The sequence below is a fragment of the Paenibacillus sp. W4I10 genome (genome assembly GCF_030816325.1).
Lineage (GTDB): Bacteria > Bacillota > Bacilli > Paenibacillales > Paenibacillaceae > Paenibacillus > Paenibacillus amylolyticus_B.
This window is the reverse complement of the sequence record NZ_JAUSXX010000001.1, coordinates 5,011,516-5,029,804: the sequence shown is the minus strand read 5'-3', so window position 1 is coordinate 5,029,804 and position 18,289 is coordinate 5,011,516. Positions and strand designations below refer to the sequence as shown.

General features: G+C 45.8%; 14 protein-coding genes. 13 read left to right on the top strand and 1 reads right to left on the bottom strand.

Annotation, left to right across the window (positions count from 1 at the left end; translation table 11 throughout):
• Positions 1-9: 9 nt before the first annotated feature.
• From hisF to QF049_RS22575, 10 genes are all read left to right on the top strand, one after another.
• A complete protein-coding gene (gene hisF, locus QF049_RS22620; RefSeq protein ID WP_017691268.1) occupies positions 10-771 on the top strand; it encodes an imidazole glycerol phosphate synthase subunit HisF in 762 nt (253 codons plus the stop codon).
• A 1-nt stretch (position 772) separates the two neighbouring features.
• On the top strand, positions 773-1,498 hold the full coding sequence (gene hisIE / locus QF049_RS22615; RefSeq protein ID WP_307543383.1) for a bifunctional phosphoribosyl-AMP cyclohydrolase/phosphoribosyl-ATP diphosphatase HisIE: 726 nt from the start codon (positions 773-775) through the stop codon (positions 1,496-1,498).
• 12 nt (positions 1,499-1,510) lie between these two features.
• On the top strand, positions 1,511-2,335 hold the full coding sequence (gene hisJ, locus QF049_RS22610; RefSeq protein WP_307540766.1) for a histidinol-phosphatase HisJ: 825 nt from the start codon (positions 1,511-1,513) through the stop codon (positions 2,333-2,335).
• Between the two features lie 80 nt (positions 2,336-2,415).
• Positions 2,416-3,363 carry a ribose-phosphate diphosphokinase gene (locus QF049_RS22605; RefSeq protein ID WP_036616184.1) on the top strand — a complete coding sequence of 316 codons (948 nt, stop codon included), beginning with the start codon at positions 2,416-2,418 and terminating at the stop codon, positions 3,361-3,363.
• A 256-nt stretch (positions 3,364-3,619) separates the two neighbouring features.
• Positions 3,620-5,881: a helix-turn-helix domain-containing protein gene (locus QF049_RS22600; RefSeq protein WP_307540764.1), complete on the top strand. Its 2,262-nt coding sequence runs from the start codon at positions 3,620-3,622 to the stop codon at positions 5,879-5,881.
• Between the two features lie 450 nt (positions 5,882-6,331).
• A complete protein-coding gene (locus tag QF049_RS22595; protein WP_150364654.1) occupies positions 6,332-7,921 on the top strand; it encodes an extracellular solute-binding protein in 1,590 nt (529 codons plus the stop codon).
• Between the two features lie 131 nt (positions 7,922-8,052).
• Complete coding sequence (locus QF049_RS22590; protein WP_124118325.1) at positions 8,053-8,952, top strand: ABC transporter permease; 900 nt, start codon at positions 8,053-8,055, stop codon at positions 8,950-8,952.
• A gap of 71 nt (positions 8,953-9,023) precedes the next feature.
• Complete coding sequence (locus QF049_RS22585) at positions 9,024-9,896, top strand: carbohydrate ABC transporter permease (RefSeq protein WP_307540761.1); 873 nt, start codon at positions 9,024-9,026, stop codon at positions 9,894-9,896.
• 49 nt (positions 9,897-9,945) lie between these two features.
• Positions 9,946-10,896: a sugar phosphate isomerase/epimerase family protein gene (locus tag QF049_RS22580; protein ID WP_307540759.1), complete on the top strand. Its 951-nt coding sequence runs from the start codon at positions 9,946-9,948 to the stop codon at positions 10,894-10,896.
• 253 nt (positions 10,897-11,149) lie between these two features.
• Positions 11,150-12,901, top strand: coding sequence for a hypothetical protein (locus tag QF049_RS22575; RefSeq protein ID WP_307540757.1), 1,752 nt, complete (start codon positions 11,150-11,152; stop codon positions 12,899-12,901).
• A gap of 146 nt (positions 12,902-13,047) precedes the next feature.
• On the opposite strand, the gene QF049_RS22570 is transcribed toward QF049_RS22575, so the two are convergent.
• Positions 13,048-13,500, bottom strand: coding sequence for a hypothetical protein (locus QF049_RS22570; protein ID WP_307540754.1), 453 nt, complete (start codon positions 13,498-13,500; stop codon positions 13,048-13,050).
• 458 nt (positions 13,501-13,958) lie between these two features.
• Here QF049_RS22570 and QF049_RS22565 point away from each other — a divergent pair, with 458 nt between their 5' ends.
• The 3 genes from QF049_RS22565 to QF049_RS22555 all read left to right on the top strand — a co-directional run bounded on the left by QF049_RS22565 (position 13,959) and on the right by QF049_RS22555 (position 18,017).
• On the top strand, positions 13,959-15,692 hold the full coding sequence (locus tag QF049_RS22565) for a tetratricopeptide repeat protein (RefSeq protein ID WP_307540752.1): 1,734 nt from the start codon (positions 13,959-13,961) through the stop codon (positions 15,690-15,692).
• A 171-nt stretch (positions 15,693-15,863) separates the two neighbouring features.
• Entirely contained in the window at positions 15,864-16,823 is a 960-nt protein-coding gene (gene trxB / locus QF049_RS22560) for a thioredoxin-disulfide reductase (protein WP_307540749.1), read from the top strand.
• Between the two features lie 162 nt (positions 16,824-16,985).
• Positions 16,986-18,017, top strand: coding sequence for an AI-2E family transporter (locus QF049_RS22555; protein WP_036616412.1), 1,032 nt, complete (start codon positions 16,986-16,988; stop codon positions 18,015-18,017).
• The last annotated feature ends 272 nt before the right edge of the window (positions 18,018-18,289 follow it).

Sequence of the window (18,289 nt, the reverse complement as noted above, 5' to 3'; positions counted from 1 at the left end):
AGAGGTAGCATGCTGGCAAAAAGAATCATCCCCTGTCTGGACGTGAAGGACGGCCGGGTCGTCAAAGGCGTCAACTTCGTTAATCTCCGCGATGCGGGTGATCCGGTAGAGCTGGCGGCACTATATGACCGCGAGGGCGCGGACGAATTGGTATTTCTCGATATCTCCGCTTCGGTAGAAGGTCGCGAAACGATGGAAGAAGTCGTGCGGCAGACGGCGGGCGAGATCGCTATTCCCTTTACGGTAGGTGGTGGCATCTCCAAGGTAGAGGACATGAAGCGGATTCTCCGTGCAGGAGCGGATAAAATTGCAGTGAATACAGCCGCGGTACTTAATCCGCAGTTGATTGCAGATGGTGCACGTCGCTTTGGCTCGCAGTGTATCGTGGTAGCGATCGATGCCAAGTATAACGAAGCTTGGGGCGAGTGGGAAGTCTATACACATGGTGGACGAAAACCCTCCGGGATCAAGGCGCTGGAATGGGTTAAACAGGCTGAGAGCTTGGGCGCGGGAGAGATTCTTCTCACAAGTATGGACGCGGACGGAACAAAAGACGGCTTTGATCTGAAGCTGACGGCAGCGGTATCCGAATCTGTGCGTATTCCAGTCATCGCATCGGGCGGTGCGGGCAAGGAATCTCATTTCTATGATGTGTTTACTACAGGCAAAGCGGACGCAGGGCTGGCCGCAACGATTTTCCATTACAAAGAAATCGCCGTACCGGCGTTAAAACAACATTTGAGAGAACAAGGGGTGGAGATCCGTGACTAAAGTGAGCGATGAAATCAAGGAACAGTTGTCCTTGGAACAGGTTGTGGAACACATTCGTTGGAGTGATGGTTTGATTCCTGCCATTGTGCAGGATGTGGATACTCGGGAAGTCTTAATGATGGCTTATATGAATCGCGAATCTCTGAAGTTGTCGCTTGAATCCGGTGAGACGTGGTTCTGGTCACGCTCGCGTCAGGAGTTGTGGCATAAAGGAGCAACATCTGGCAACGTGCAGACGATTACTTCCCTAAAATATGATTGTGACGGCGATACCTTGTTGGTTGAGGTGAAACCGAACGGTCCGGCTTGCCATACAGGGGCGGTAACTTGTTTCCATAATGAAATCATTGGTTTGCCAGAGAAATCGGCAGACAAGGCTTCGGATGAAGCGGGTGCGGCATCTGCTTCTGCAAGTTCCGGTTCCGAAAATCGCTTTGAGGTATTGGCTGAATTGGAATCCGTTATTGCAGAGCGTGAACGTGAGCGTCCTGAGGGTGCATATACAACGTATCTGTTTGATAAAGGTGTAGACAAAATACTGAAAAAAATCGGTGAAGAAGCGTCCGAGACGATCATCGCCGCCAAAAATAAAGATAATGACGAGCTTCGTCTGGAAGTCAGTGACCTGATGTATCACCTGCTTGTCCTGTTACAAGAGCGCAAGCTGCCGCTGGACGACATTATGTCAGAGCTGAGCCGCCGTCATGAACGGCCTCGCCGCGATTAGGAGGCGAGTTTCGTGCGTATAGACTATCATACACACCATGAGCGGTGTGGACATGCCGTTGGCAAACTGGAAGAGTACGTGCAGCGTGGTGTGGAGATCGGACTATCCCAGATTGGATTGTCCGATCACATGCCATTGTTGCATGTCGATCCGGCTCGATATTATCCGGAAATGGCGATGCCTATGGATGAACTGCCGCGTTACGTAGAGGAGTGTTTCTCCCTGAAAGAACGTTACCGTGGGCAGATTGACGTACGTGTTGGTCTGGAAGGTGACTATATCGAAGGCTGGGAAACAGAGATCCGTGCGATCATTGAGCGTTATCCATGGGATTATGTGATTGGCTCTGTGCATTTTCTCGGCGAATGGGACATTACGGATTTCCGCCAGACCCATCACTGGGAGGGCAAAGACATCCTTGAAGTATATCGTCAGTACTATGATGCCGTGAGCAAGGCAGCTACGACGGGCCTGTACGATATTATGGGCCATACGGATGTCATTAAACGGTTTGGCTATGTTCCTTCAGCTGAACAGACAGAAGAACGTATCTCACTGGAGAACGCAGCGCTGCAGGCTATTGCCAAAAGTGGCTGCGCCATGGAGTTGAATGCTTCCGGGTTATCGAAGCCTTGTGCCGAGATGTTCCCTAGTCGCAGAATGCTGACGGAAGCCATTCGCTTGGGGATTCCATTAACCATGGGCTCTGATGCACATGACCCACTGAAGCTGGGGGATTATTTGCCCGAAGCTGAAGCACTTTTGCATGAGTTGGGCTGTACGGAAGTCGCTGTTTTTGAATGCCGTCATCGCTCGTTCATTCCTTTAAATGTATAAGCCAGTAGAGTATAATGAGGGTAGGAAATAACCTTTTAGCTAAGGGATTATATAGGGACTTCAACCCTCGGGAGGGCATTATGCAGCATTCGTTACGTATTTTTTCCGGTTCATCGAACCCTAAGCTGGCAGAACAGGTATGTGACAAGCTGGGTGTACAACTGGGCAAGATCAAGCTGTCCAGGTTCAAGAGCGGAGAAATATACGTTCATTATGAAGAAACGATCCGTAATTGTGATGTGTTTCTGGTACAGTCGTTGTCTCATCCGATCAACGAGCTGTTTGTCGAGTTGCTTGTGATGATTGATGCCGCAAAGAGGGCTTCAGCGCGCACTGTGAACATCATTGTTCCGTATTACGGCTATGCTCGTCAAGAGCGCAAATCCGCTCCACGGGAACCGATCTCGGCCAAGATGGTAGCAGATGTATTAACGACAGCTGGCGCCAATCGAGTGGTAACGATCGACCTGCACGCAGCGGCCATTCAGGGATTCTTCAACATTCCGGTTGACCATATGACATCACTGGATCTGATTAGTGATTATCTGTTAAGCAAAGGAATTGAGAACCCTGTTGTAGTATCCCCGGATGCGGGGCGAGCATCGATGGCAGAGAAGCTGGCGAACCGCCTGGATTCCCCATTTGCCATTATGATCAAGAAACGTCCAAGCCATAATGAATCAGTGATTACCCATGTCATTGGTGATGTAGAAGGACGGACACCGATTATTATTGAGGATCTGATCGACACCGGAACAACCATTCTGAATGTGGTAGAAGGGTTGAAGGAACGCGGGTCCAAAAATGTATATGTATGTGCAACACACGGATTGTTCTCGGATGGGGCAGTAAGTAAGTTGAATCACCCGTCAATTGAAGAGGTGGTAGTTACGGACTCAATCGCACTGCCAGATGACCACCCTGAATGCTTCAAAGTGTTACCTGTTGCGCCAATGCTGGCTCGAGCCGTACGCATTATTGTGGATGGTGGCTCCATGGCCACATTGTTTAAGGATTCTGGCATTTAGAGCATCGAGGATATAACGGTGTGCTGCCAGATGAACTGTTCCGTGTCTGAGTTGTTGTCTGCTCAGCACGGTTTTTTTTGTTTTGGCTCTTGGAATTCAATTCTTGCATTGCTGCTCAGAGGCTTGTGCTATAATAACATAAAATCAGTTATGATAGCGTTATCATTATAGCATTCAGCCCTCAAGGTGAGATGGATGCTGAACAGTAGAACCACGGCTGAGAACATTGGCATCGTGGAGTGAGGAGTGGGGTCTATTGTCTCGTAATTGGTACTACCGGTTACTGTTCTCGTATTTCCCAATTTTTTTTCTTACGGTGACCATACTCATTTTCATCGCGTTTGTTTTCATCAATGACATCTCTAAAGAGGAAACCAAAAAAGCAGACCGGATCTCCTCCAGTTATATGATAGACACGGTGGATCGCACAATCAGGGATATTGAACTATCCATCCTGGAAACGGTACAGAGTCAGCAGGCATACAAACTCTATTTTAATAACACAAACCTGACCAGCTCGGACACGGTGTATGCAATTGCGCAGAATTTACGTGAGTTAACCAATTCGTCCTCATGGATTCAATCCATCTATCTATATGACAAGCGAAATAAACATGTTCTTACCGTAAGTGGTTCCAGAGAAGCGGAAAGTTTCTCGGATAAGGCATGGATTGATCAGATGGCTACCGGGTCTATCGGTTCAGGCTGGCAGCCAGTCCGGGAATTCGATGCGGATTCTGTTCAACGTAACCCGACTCGCGTATTAACCGTGAACAAGGAAATGCCTTTGCCTTTTGGCTCTCAGGGCACATTGGTCATTAATATCAAGATGAGCAGCATTGAACAGAGCGTAGATAGTATGGTTAATGGTCAGCTCTCATTTCTGACGATTACGGATCGGGACGGTAAGGTTGTGTATAATGCACACTCGGACCAAGAGGGCTCGATAGACGGTCAGGAACTGAATAGGCTAGCGCTAGAAAGATTGGGCTGGACAATATCCAGTGGAATTAAGGCCGGCAACTTATTTGGCTGGGTATCTGTCATATCTTATGTATGGGTAATCATTGCCATTGTGACGGTCATCTGTGCGATTGTGTATATCGTGTATATTACTCGTCGTAACTATAAACCCATTCAAATCATCATGAACCGGATTGAGTCTCATCAGATACGGGCGTTTGAACACTCGGGAGCTCGCACGGATGAGATGAAGATGATTGACGGTGTACTTGAGAATCTGATTAATCACATGATGGATTATGACAAGAAAAGCAGGGAAAATGTACTCATGCAGCGTAGCAAGTTGTTCAATGCCCTATTGCATGGTGAACACATCGAAAATGTAGCAGAGCAATTAAAGGAGCTCTCTCCACTGAATGACGTGCATGACTCCTCGCGCTTTGTGGTTGTTGTTGGAGAGATTAACCGTTATGAGAAGGGATTTCAGGAGAGGTACACGAGAGGTGAACAAAATACGCTGAAGTTTGCCTTGATGAACGTTTTACAAGAGCTGTCACGTAATACGGGAGTACAATGCTGGATGGAATGGATTAGTGTAGATCGAATTGCAATCCTTTTTGTGTTCAAAGAACAGAATGATAGCAACTTGGACATGTCTGGGCAGATTCGTATTGTAGCTGAAGAATGCAAATCATGGGTAGAACAAAATCTACGCATTTCCTTAAGCTTTGGTATTGGACCTCTTGCTCAGGGAATCGGTACAATACGAGATTCCTATATGGCTGCGGAAGCGGTAATGCAACGCAAACTGTTGATGAATGGAGATGTCGGCCAAGCAGACTGCGGTGAACCACAGCATCCTTTGCTGGATACCTATACCTATCTGCAGATGATTGCGGACTTTGTTAAGCGGTTCCGGATGTCGAGTGGACAGTGGCGGGAACAGTTGGAGGAGATCTTTACAGCATTTGAACAGAACAAACTGCCAGATGACGAGATTCGTTCTCTGATTCAGGCCATGTTGCAGATGCTCAGCCGAGAGGTGTCCATGATGTCGGAAGGGCTTCAGGAAGAGCTGTCCGAAGAAAATATCAACAGATGGTTAAGTGCTGTGGAAGAGGCAGAGACGCTTACGGATGTGAAAAGTCTTTTGTTCGATGGTTTGACGGACATGTTCAGAACGTATGTGGCAGTAACGGAAACCAAGAGTTACAAAGCCATGGTCAATGAAATGAAAAATTATATCGAAGAACAGTTTGCGAATCCTGATCTTTCATTGAAACATCTGAGCGACCGATTCCAGATTACGGGCAAACATGCGAGTTATTTGTTCAAGACAGAATTCAACATGAAGTTTGTTGATTTTGTTACAGAGCTTCGCATGAAGGAGACAGAGCAGCTTTTGCTCAATACCGATTACTCTCTGCAGGATATTGCCCTGAAGGTTGGGTATGCAAATGGAATTACGTTGGGACGTGTATTTAAACGGGTAACGGGCATTACACCAGGAGATTATCGTCGTTTGAAACGAGAACATCGAGAACCCGAAGAGTAACGCAATTATGATCTTAATCTGAGGTCTGTAGATCATCAGGATAACACAGGGTGAATTTCATGCAGTCACTTTCCACCAGGAGAGCAGGCTTGCAGAGGTTCGCCCTGTTTTCGTTGAACAGTTCTCTGCTGCCCGAGATTGTATGCAACTGTTTTTGCAGGATAACAAGCGTATATTCCTGTTTTTTCCCGTTTACGAATATAGGCAGTGTGTGAAAATGGTTTATCCGAATTGGGGCAGGCAGTTCTGAGTCGTGAGGCGTTGAGAGTCATCTTAGCCTAGTGCAGTGCAGCTTTGGGAAAATAATCAGTCTGCGAAAATGGGCTTATCACATAAACTAAATTCCGTTTGTAAGCGCTTCCGAAACTGGTTTATTGCTAGAGTTCGGGAAGATGTGGAATACTCGGAGCAAGCCTTAAACATTCACGCAAAGTAAAAGGGGATGACAAAATGATTGGAAAAGCAACCAAGGGGAGTAAGAAGAAATGGATGGGTCTGGCACTTACGATGGTAATGGGAGTGTCCTTACTTGCGGGGTGCTCGTCTGCATCAGAAAAAGAATCAGCAGAAGGCGGGGCAACAACGAATGGTGAGCGTGTTACTTTGAAAGTGGAGGTTTTCGATCGTGGTAACAGTCCTTCTCCACATACGATCACTAACAACTACTTAACTAAATTTGTTCAAGAGAAATTCGGCGATCCGAATAACATTGATGTGCAATTCGTACCTGTTCAACGTTCAGAAGAAACAACCAAGCTCAACGTGTTAATGGCCAGCCCCAGCGACGTTCCAGATATTGTGTTTGTATACGACTCCAGTGTGTTCTACCGTTATGCTCAGCAAGGTGGTCTAACTGAAGTAGGTGAACTTCTTAATGAACATGCACCTAACTTAAAAGAATATCTCGGCGAAGACCTGTTGAAATTTGGTCAGCTTGAAGGTCAGCAATTCGCTATTCCGGGTAAACGTGCCATTACTTCCCGCTACAATTCTTATATCCGCCAGGATTGGCTCGACAAAGTTGGAATGAAGGCTCCAACGACAACGGATGAGCTTTACGAAACTCTGAAAGCATTTAAAGAGAAAGATCCGGGTAATCTGGGCAGCAAAAACATCCCAATGGGTATGGCACTTGCCCCAGCCCAGTACGAGACATTGATTTACTCATTTATTAAACCCGTACAAGATGGACTTACTTACAGTCAGCGTTACGAGCTACCATTGCATGATGGCTTCAAAGATGCGATGCAGTTCCTTAACAAGCTTTACAATGAAGGTCTGATCAGCAAGGACTTCAGTCTTGATGAAGAAAAAACGCAATTGGTCAAAGACTTCCAGAACGGTAATATCGGCTACATGTCTGAGGACGTAGGTCAGATTCTGTATGCAGATGGTATGCTTGATAATTTGTACAAAAATGTACCGGATAGCAAAGTTGTAGCAGTTGACGCTTACACCAACTCGAATGTGGACAATAAACACATCAAATCACGCTATGGTAGCAACGGTATGTACATCATGATTCCAAAAAGCAGCAAACGTTCGGTTGAAGCAGTGAAATACCTAGACTGGATGGCTTCTGGAACGAACTTGCTAGAGATGAACACCGGTGTCGAAGGTGAAAATTACGATATGGTTGATGGTGTTCCAGTTGTTAAAGATGATGCACCACAGGATGTCAAAGATCGTATCTACAACGGTGGTGACATGGCCATTATTGCCAACGGTAAAGTTGTTGGAGATCAGGCAGCCAATGAAGCCGCATGGATTGCAGGCTTCCCAGAACGTAACCAGGAGCTGATGAGGCAGTCCATTGATATCGCTAATACGGATACGATCGGCCCGGTTATCTTCAGCAAACCAATTGAAGCAGAATCTAAATATGGTACAGCGCTAAATGATAAGTTGAAAGTGCTTATTGTGAAAACTGCGATGGCTAAACCGGCAGACTTCGAAGCGGTATATGAAAAAGAAATGAATGATTTCATGTCACTGGGTGGCACAGAACTGAAGAAAGAGCTTGAAGCAGCACTTCAGTAAGCGTTATTAAATAAGCAGGTTCATCTTGTGATTACTAAATCAATATGTAATTTACCGCATAACTTTGGAAGGAACGTGTGCCGCCAGTATGGGCGGCACAGCCGTTTCTCTGTTGATAGGAGGAAACCGACTTGACCATCACATACTTGAAAAGGTATTGGCAATTATATGCGCTCATCTCACTGCCTCTGATCTACTTCTTGATCTTTCGTTACGGCCCAATGTACGGGGTTCAGATCGCTTTTAAGGATTTCAACTTGTTTCAGGGCATCAACGGGAGTGAGTGGATCGGTTTCGATGCTTTCCGTGAAGTATTTGGAATGCGGGACTTCTACACCACATTACGAAATACCTTCATGCTAAATTTCCTCGACCTGCTTGTTTCGTTCCCTGCTCCAATTTTATTGGCCATCATGCTCTATGAAGTTCGATTTAAATGGTTTAAAAAAATATCGCAAACGATTCTGTACATTCCTCACTTTATCTCCTGGGTTATCATCGGGGGAATTGTATACCAATTGTTCGGCAATCAATCCGGTATGGTTAACGGTGTGTTGGAAAGTATGGGCTTAAATTCAATACCATTTTTGACAGAGAAAAACCCATGGCTTGTGACGTACCTGTTCACAGGTGTCTGGCAGAGTGCAGGATGGGGTACCATTCTTTATTTGGCTGCATTAACCGGTGTGAACAAGGAATTGTTTGAGGCCGCCGAGATTGACGGAGCTTCAAGACTGAAAAGAATCTGGCATATTACGTTGCCAAGTATTAAACCAACCATTGTGACCTTGCTCATTCTTAATCTCGGACATATGGTCAGCATTGGTTTTGATCGGCCTTATATTATCGGTAACACAGCCGTACGTGAATATTCAGATGTACTTAGTACATTTGTATACAGGGTCGGCCTTGAATCAGGACAATACACGCTGGCAACTGTCGTAGGACTATTTCAGGCTGTTGTAGGGCTAATCTTTGTACTTGGCTCTAACTATATTTCAAAAAAGGCAACCGGCGAAGGGATTTTATAAGTTATCAAAGGCATGAAAGATACGCCAATCGGCTTGTATGTATAGACCATCAGTAAAGGAGCTGTGCGCATATGAGTGAACGCACCTCAAATCGGATTTTTGATATCGTTAATATCTCCTTTATCAGTTTGTTTGTTATATTTTGTCTGGCTCCATTTTTGCACACCATTGCGATATCTCTAAGTTCTAACCGGGCTATTACTTCAGGAGAAGTGACTATTTTTCCTAAAGAATTTAACTGGGATTCGTATATTCAAGTATTCTCTGATCAATCCATGCTATATTCACTGGGCTTTACGACTATTCTGACAGTGGTAACCACAGTGTTGTGCATGTTATTCACACTTGCTGCTGCATACCCGTTAACCAAGAAAAAATTGAAAGGGCGCAAGCTCTTCATGTATGTCATCATCATTACGATGTTCTTCAGTGGCGGGATGATTCCCGAGTATTTGCTCATTCGTGATCTCAATATGCTGAATTCTGTTTGGGCGCTGATCTTACCTGGACTGGTAAGTCCATTTAACCTGATTATCCTGATCTCATTTTTCAGAGGCATTCCTGAAAGTCTGGAAGAATCAGCAGAAATTGACGGTAGCTCACATGTACACACGCTATTTAAAATCATACTGCCATTATCCATGCCTGTACTTGCCACATTAGCGCTATTCTATGCGGTCGGTCGCTGGAATGGATTCCAGGACTCACTGTTGTATATTAATGATCCTAAGTTGTATCCACTACAACTGAAGCTCTTCCAAATGGTTCAAAACAACATGGTGAGTGAGCTTACATTGATGGAAGGTGCTAACCGCACACCACTGACTCCGGAAAGTCTCAAGGCAGCTACTGTTGTATTTGCAACGGTACCCATTCTGCTTGTTTATCCGTGGCTGCAAAAGTATTTTGTCAGCGGTGCCATGCTTGGTGCGGTAAAAGGTTGATATAAACTACCAGGCAAGTACCAGCTATTGGGAAGGAGAGGGAAAACAGATGCGGCACATAGATAAGGGTATATATTCGTTCTCCACATGCTGGAATATCCGAAAACATGATGTCGGGGAAGATATGATTCGGGAGATTGCGGATCTCGGCTTTCGTCGGGTGGAGCTCAATTATAATGTGACGAAGGAGATGCTCACGACGATTGAGCCCATGATTGAGCGTGGAGAGATCGGAATTTCTAGTGTCCACAACACTTTTCCACATGATCCTGATCCAGACTACGGTACGGATTCCATCTTGCTCGGCTTCGAAGATGAAGTGAAACGTAAGCGGGCGATCGAATTACTGGTAGAGTCGGCTGAATATGCCCAACGTTATGGGGGAGAAGCTGTTGTTGTACACCCGGGAGAGGTACCTTTTCCTGAGGATATCAGCAAAGACCTTGGAAGGATCTATAACGAGGAAGGTCCGGACTCACCGAAGTATCGCAGCAAATGGGCTGAATTGATGGAGCGGCGGGAAGCCCTCAGTTCAGGGTATGTGGAGAAAATTATCGCCAGTCTGGATGAGGTATGCAATCGGGCGGCAGCTAAAGGTCTAAATGTTCGTTTTGGCATCGAGACAAGATCGCGACCACAACAGATTCCTACCCTTGCCGAAGCCAAGACCATCATCACGGCCCTCAAAGGGGCTCCGGTTGGTATCTGGTACGATACCGGTCATGCCATCATGATGGACCGAATGGGCCTCTATGACAGTGTGGGAGAAATGCAGGGGCTGATGGATGATATCGTAGGGGTCCATATCCATGAGACACTTGGTCTCTCTGATCACTGGTGCCCGTATGTACACAGTAAGGATATGAACTTCTATGATGCCTATCTGCCGATGATTCGCCGCGCACAGGTGAAGGTGTATGAGTTGAAGTCTGCCTGTAAGGCAGAAGAGATCCATGAGAGTCATGACTTGCTTATGAAAAAGCTTGGAGTGACAGAGTAGGCGTGGTGATTTTGGAAACAGTTGTCGCGTTCATAGGGTGTGTTCAACGACTATTTCCTCAGGGACGAAGACCCTAAATATGTAGTTATACAAGCACGTATTTTCTAGCGACTTTTGTTGTTATATGGTATATACTGACGAGAAAAAATGAACTCACTTACGGCGGTATGCTTATGCCTCCGTTCTGAATTGAAGGCGCTGGAGCAACATACTCCTCACATCGGGAGAATGCATTGGTATGGAGGGACTGCACATGTATAAACAATTGGTGGAGAGTAATGACAGAGCGGTAGAAAGAGGCACATCCCGGCAGATGCTTGACCCGGAAAGCCGTTACTATGGAGGGACTATCGATCCCTACACAGGTGTTGCCTGGGTCAACCATACGACTGGAACGCCCACGGATATGTGTTACTGGGGAGCAGCGCTTTCCAATCCGGACTCTATCTATTACCGGGACGAAGCGTTGTTAAATCGACTGCTGTTAGCTACGGAATATGTACTTCGCTTCCAGCATGAAGATGGTTCAATATCGCCAGGCTGGACTAATTACCATTCCCCTCCCGATACCGCATTTGTAGTTGTGGGGTACTCACAGTTGTATCAGCTTCTTCTACAGCAACAATGGGAGCCACTGCAACCTGTATTGAACAATATGAGGCTATTTCTGGAACGGACAATCCCAACCATGCTTACAGGAGGCTGTCATACGCCGAATCATCGATGGGTGCTATGCGCGGCGCTCGGTTTCTTGCATGAAATTTTTGGTGTGGAGGAAGCTGTGCAGCGCGCAGAGCAGTGGCTGGCGGAAGGCATGGATATTACACCCGATGGGGAGTGGACCGAACGAAGCAACGGGATATACAGCGCAGTTAGCGACATCATGTTAATTCATGCCGCGCGCCTGCTTAATCGTCCTGAACTGCTGGAACCGGTGAGGCTTAATCTCCGCATGATGGTGTATCTGGTCCATCCAACGGGTGAAATTGTTACGGATTATTCAGGGCGACAGGATCTGGGCAGTGTTCATGATCTGTCACCTTACTATCTGCCTTATGCCATTTTGGCTCGGCTGGACGGTGACCCACTCTTTGCAGGTATGGCAGCCTGGGCTGGAGACACATTGATCGATCCGGGAGTATGTTCGGTGAATACACTCATTCGATTAATGCTTGAGCCGGAGCTTCAGCAGACGAATGATACACGTGATGCATTACCGGAACAGTATGAGGTCATGCTGAATGAACATTTTGTACGGGGCGAATATTTGAAACAGATGGACTCAGTAGGGCATCACGGACATATCTCGCACAGTCGGATGCATACGGACTTTGGTGCTCCGGTAGCCCGAATTCGGGATGGCGCTACTAGTGTGACTGTGATGACAGAAGTTCCTTCTTTCTTCGCTCTTCGTCATGGCAAGGTGCGCCTGCTGGCAGTGCAACTGGCTTCTTACTTTAATCCAGGGTATGTACCTATGCAGCAAATGACGAGGCTGTCCGAAGGGTATCGACTAACTGGTGAGCAGAAAAAAGGTTACTACGGCCCAATCCCTGCGAACCTGCTGCCAGAATCGGCTGCATCAGCCATCAGTCCATGGTACTTGTTGCCTCATCAGAGTCGTCAGCTTACTCATGAGCAGACCTTCCGTGTAGGAGCAGAATTACAGCCAACGGAAAACGGATGGACCATGCATCTATCTGGACAGGAACCGGAAGACATTATGATGCAGTTGTCCTTTGTATTCGGAAGCGAAGGTGAACTGACCTGTGAGGACGCAATTGAAACGAGTGAGGGTCATTATTTGTGGAAAGGCGGTACATTACGCTATACCTGCGGAGAAGACTGGCTGGAGATTACCGGGGGCGAGCTGGGGCATCTGGCGGCAACGGTACGTGAGGCAAAACTGCCGGACAAGTGTAAGGTTGTGCTGGTCAATTTCATGACGCCTTTTGATAAAACTATTCAAATTTCACTTTCTCCTTCGATGGGGTTAAAGCTTTAAATCTGTTGGATCTTTAAAGCCATAACATTAGAAGACCGAGCCTATGGAATCGGTCTTCTTTTTTTCACGAATGACGAATGACTGCAATTAGCGTTCTAAATGATATTCCCACTATCGAGCTCAGTCCAGTAATGTATGAACTATTATCATTTCAGTTGCTCTAACGCAGTTTCGATTGGTTTAGTGAACATAGGATTATCTTTGGTTTTGCTCCAGTAAACGATAAAAACATTTCCTTTCTCATATAGAAAAGGGAATGTTGTGAATTGGGCGCTTTCCATATGTTTATTGAATTCTTTTGTCCCGTTGATGCGATCTTTTTCAGAATTGAAAATATAAAAATGTATAAATTCAGGGCTATATGGTTCTTCTTCCACGGGCACTTCAACGGAGTACACCTCAGGTACAACATCATTTAATTTCAAAGGATACCCGGTTATACCAAAGGACACTAAATCCAGTTCTTGAGACTCGAGCGCTCTCAGTACATCATCTAATGTAAACTGATTTTCTATGTTTTCTATATCTTTTGAACATCCATTCAAAGCAAACAAGCAGATTAAGATGAATACAATTGGTTTTATCTTCGAGATCGTCAATATAACATCTCCTTAAAATAATAATGATGTGTCTTTATTTTTAATTACATACGCGAAAAAGAGGCTGACGGACAGAGCTAATATACGTTGTTTGGTTTTTGATGGAGATAAACCACTAAAAAGGACAATAAGGATAATAATACCATAGACTACACTCATCTCATCATAACCGGACCGAATCCAGTTAAACGTCCCGTAAGTGATAAGAATGGACTAATGTAATACTGCAAATAGATCCTTGGCAAGCGAGTGCAGGAGTCTCTAGGAAAAGATGGGTTTCCTTTGAATAAACAACTGAATAAACAACGCTCCAAGGTGATAGGTTTCCGCAAAATGGAATATCACCTTCTTTTGCATTTTTTTCATAAACGACATGAAACTACATATTGAGAAGTGGGCCTTAAGATGTGGTATACTGAAGAGTATGAATGAAATGCAAAGAGGAGGTGCCTTGGAAGATGAAGGGCAAGCTAGTGCGGGCTGAGGGACACCTTGCCAATATTATACCGATTCACTTGGATGCTTCTTTCTTCTTTGAAAGAGCTGTCCGCTCGCTGGACCGTAATCATGTCGACAAGGCATTAAAATATTTTCGCAAAGCTGTTGAATACGAACCGGAAAATCCGGTAAATCATTGTAATATGGCGGGTATATTATCGGAGAAGGGGGATTACGAAGCCTCCAATGCCATTCTGGCTAACGTGCTGGAAGTGGTAGATCCGTCGATGACGGAATGTTATTTTTATATGGCGAACAATTATGCAAATATGGATCGGTTTGAGGAAGCCGAGCAAGCACTTGTTACCTATCTGGAGGAGGACACCCAAGGTCAGTTCATGACGGAAGCCGAAGAGATGATGGAGCTTCTGTATTATGAGCTGGATCGTCCGACCAAACTGAATCGAATCAAATCACGCAAAGGTGTAGTGGAGCACGATCAGGCACGGGAACTGCTGGAAGAAGGAAAATTTGCACAGGCTGCTGAATTGCTCGAAGGCATGTCTTCTGATTATCCTGATTACTTGGCTGCCCGTAACAATCTGGCACTCGCCTACTATTATATGGGTCTGTTTCCCAAAGCAAAAGAGACCATTGCCGAAGTACTTGAACAGGAACCGGGTAATCTGCATGCACTCTGTAATCTGGCCATTTTCCATCAAAATGAGAACCGGGCTGATCAAGTGCTGCTTCTGATCAAAAAATTGCGGGTCATCGTGCCATTCCAGCACGAACAAGTCTACAAACTGGCGACAACAATGGGAATTCTGGGCCAACACGATACGGCTTATGTTCACTTCCGGCGTTTGCTCAAGGACGAAGAGACAGCTGCTGATCCGGCACTTGCTCACTATGCAGCCGTGGCGGCTTATAATACAGAACGGTATGATGCAGCTGAGCGTTTATGGCATCACGTGTCCAAGCTTGATCCGGGTTCCGAAGTATCCCGGTATTATCTGTCAGGTCTTGAGGCTGTGAGACAAGGCGAGCAAGAGCCGGAGAAGCTGAGTTATCACTATCATCTGCCATTTGATGAGCAATTCAGACAGTGGGAGAACTATGGTAGTGGCATACCTGAAGAAATGAAAAATGATCCACTGATTCGCTCATCTTTCTTCTGGGCATTGCGTCATGGTGATCGGGCAACCAAGCTACAGGTTATTCATGCGCTTGGGATGATCGGTGACTATGAGGTGCAGCAGGCTCTGCAATCCTTTATTGAAGAGACTGGAGAAGAACAGGATCTGCTTGAGGCAGCACAAGCTGTACTGAACGGATTGAAATCGGCTGAACATGAGGATCGGAATTCTCAGGTGGTTCGACCCTTTTCTCCTGTAGCCTTGAAGTCTATTGGGAAGGTTCCATCCACATCAGAGCAATCGGACACTGGTTCAACCTCCCATTGGCAGGCTGTTGTTGATCGTGCGTTACAGATGTCTGAAGCAAAGGCTGAGTTGCAGCAAGAGATGGAACGGCTCTGGACGGATTATGTATCCCGGGTACATCCGGAGGTTCCAGGTACGAAGCAGATTGAGGGTTGGGCTGCGGGACTTGAATATTTGGCAGCGAAGAATCACAGTCGGCCCGTTACCTATCAAAGCATTGCTGAGCGTTATGGGATATCGGCATCAACGGTTAGCAAGTATGCTAAACAGATTCATTCGGTTTGTAACAGCAAGCCACCACTTGTATAGAAAGTTCGCTTCAACTCGTTTTCAGAAAGACATCATCAGGTGAAGGATACAACAACCGGGAAAACGGGTAAACTTAACGAATGGGCCTCGTAAACGCCTGTAGGATATCATCTTGGCAAGTTCATCGCTAGTACAACACATTCTCACCTTAATTAAGGAGGCTGTATCTATATGTCTAAATACAGAACGATTGTGATCGGAACGGGACCTGCGGGTCTGACAGCAGCGATATATCTGGCCCGTGCTAATCTGAAACCGCTGGTTATCGAAGGTCTTCAGCCGGGTGGTCAATTGACGACGACAACGGAAGTTGAGAATTTCCCCGGTTTCCCACAAGGTATTATGGGTCCGGAACTGATGGACAACATGCGTAAGCAAGCTGAACGTTTTGGAGCGGAATTCAAAAACGGTTGGGTGGAAGAGGTTGATTTCAGCAAACCGCCCTTCAAGGTCAAAGTTGGAGGAATCGGTGAACTGGAAGCTGAATCGATCATTATCTCCACAGGTGCTTCCGCACGTTATCTTGGTATTCCGGGCGAGCAGGAAAATGTAGGACGTGGTGTAAGTACATGTGCGACATGTGACGGCTTCTTCTTCCGTGGTAAAAAAATTGTGGTCGTTGGCGGTGGTGACTCCGCGATGGAGGAAGCGAGTTTCCTGACTCGTTTTGCAACAGACGTGACATTGGTTCACCGCCGGGATGAATTGCGTGCATCCAAAATTATGCAGGATCGGGCTCGCAGCAATGAAAAGGTGAAGTGGGCACTGAACCGTACTCCTCTTGAGGTCGTACCTGAAGCGCTGGGTGTCAAAGGGCTCAAGGTGCGCAACAACGAGACGGGGCAGGAAGAGTTGCTTGAAGCAGATGGCGTATTCGTTGCCATTGGTCACACACCGAATACCGGATTCCTGGGTAATGCGATCGCACTGGACGAACATGGCTATGTTGTCGTTAAACCGGGAACAACGGAGACCAATATTCCGGGTATATTCGCCTGTGGTGATGTTCAAGATACGAAGTATCGTCAGGCTATTACGGCTGCAGGATCAGGATGTATGGCTGCGATGGATTGTGAGAAGTTCCTTGAAGGAAGCATTGTCCATGATTGGAGCGAAACGTTGGATAAATAAGCATTGCATGCGTGAGGTTAGGCATATGCTAGGAATAAGAGACAACGGGAAGTCTCATGAAATGAGAGAAGCCGGAAGGCTTCTCTTTTTTTGAAACTACAGTGGGCATGAGATCGTATACATATAGGGCATATTAGCTGTGAGGTGAAGATTTTGGGGGAAATGATAAAAGATTGGTTACAGAATGCGACAGTGAGACGGTTTTTGATCCTGCTCTTGTTCTGTTTAATTTTGTTCAGTATGGGGAGTATGCTGCACATGATTCTGCTGTTGTTCCTGGTGACATATGTCATGAACAGGTTACAGCATTTCATTACAGGTGGTTTGAATCGGTTGTTTCCAATCAATTATAAAGTTGTGGTCATCCTGCTCTATATGATTGTGATCGCAGTCATTGTGCTTGGCATTTCCAGATATTCACCACGGATCGTGGATCAGGTCGTTCAGTTGACGAACGAGATTATGAAATTTCTGGATAGTGCAGACGGTGATAATTTTGCATCCAAAATTGCAGGTTATCTTCAATCCTTCGATATTAAAAATTACACCAATGATGCATTGAAATATATTTTCGCTTTGAGCAAATGGCTGGAGTTTATTCTGCTCGTCATCATTCTGAGTCTGTTCTTCTTATTGCAGAAGCAGGAGATATCCAAGTTCACGTCCAAGTTCAAAACTAGTAAAATTGGATGGTTCTACAATGAAGTTGCTTATCTGGGAGACAAATTCGTGTCTTCTTTTGGTAAAGTCATTGAGGCACAGCTTCTTATTGCGGTGTTTAATACGGTACTGACGATACTGGGCTTATGGATTCTGGGTTTCCCGTATCTGTTCGCTCTGACCATTCTGGTGTTCATGCTCAGTCTGGTTCCCGTTGCGGGGGTTATCATCTCACTTGTACCGCTCTGTCTGATTGGGTATCAGATGGGTGGACTGAAATTAAGCATTATTGTGATCATTATGATTATTGTTATTCATGCCTTGGAGACGTACTTCCTGAATCCAAAACTGATGGCACACAAGACCAAATTGCCAATGTTCTACACCTTTATCGTACTAATTCTGTCGCAACACTTCCTGGGGATCTGGGGACTAATCATTGGTATTCCGATCTTTGTCTTCCTGCTCGATATTCTGGATGTGAACAAGATGGAGAAGACAGAAGAGCCGGTACGTGTGGAAACGAAGTTATAACGTAGAAAAATCAACTGAGTCAGCCCAATTTCTACAATTTCAGATTTTCATAAAAGTAAGGGCGCCTTCTAACTATGGAAGGCGCTTTTTTGTTGATAATACCGTCATTCGATAGCTCTCTGTATGAGAATGACAGGTGGCGGGGTGCATAAGACGAGTCACCTATATGAGGGGGCGAAGTTCATCTTTTATGAATGGAACGAGTGAAGATGCAATATCATGAGTTGAGGCTTCCTCTGTTATGGAGGAAGGAATAAAGCGTGCGTTTATAA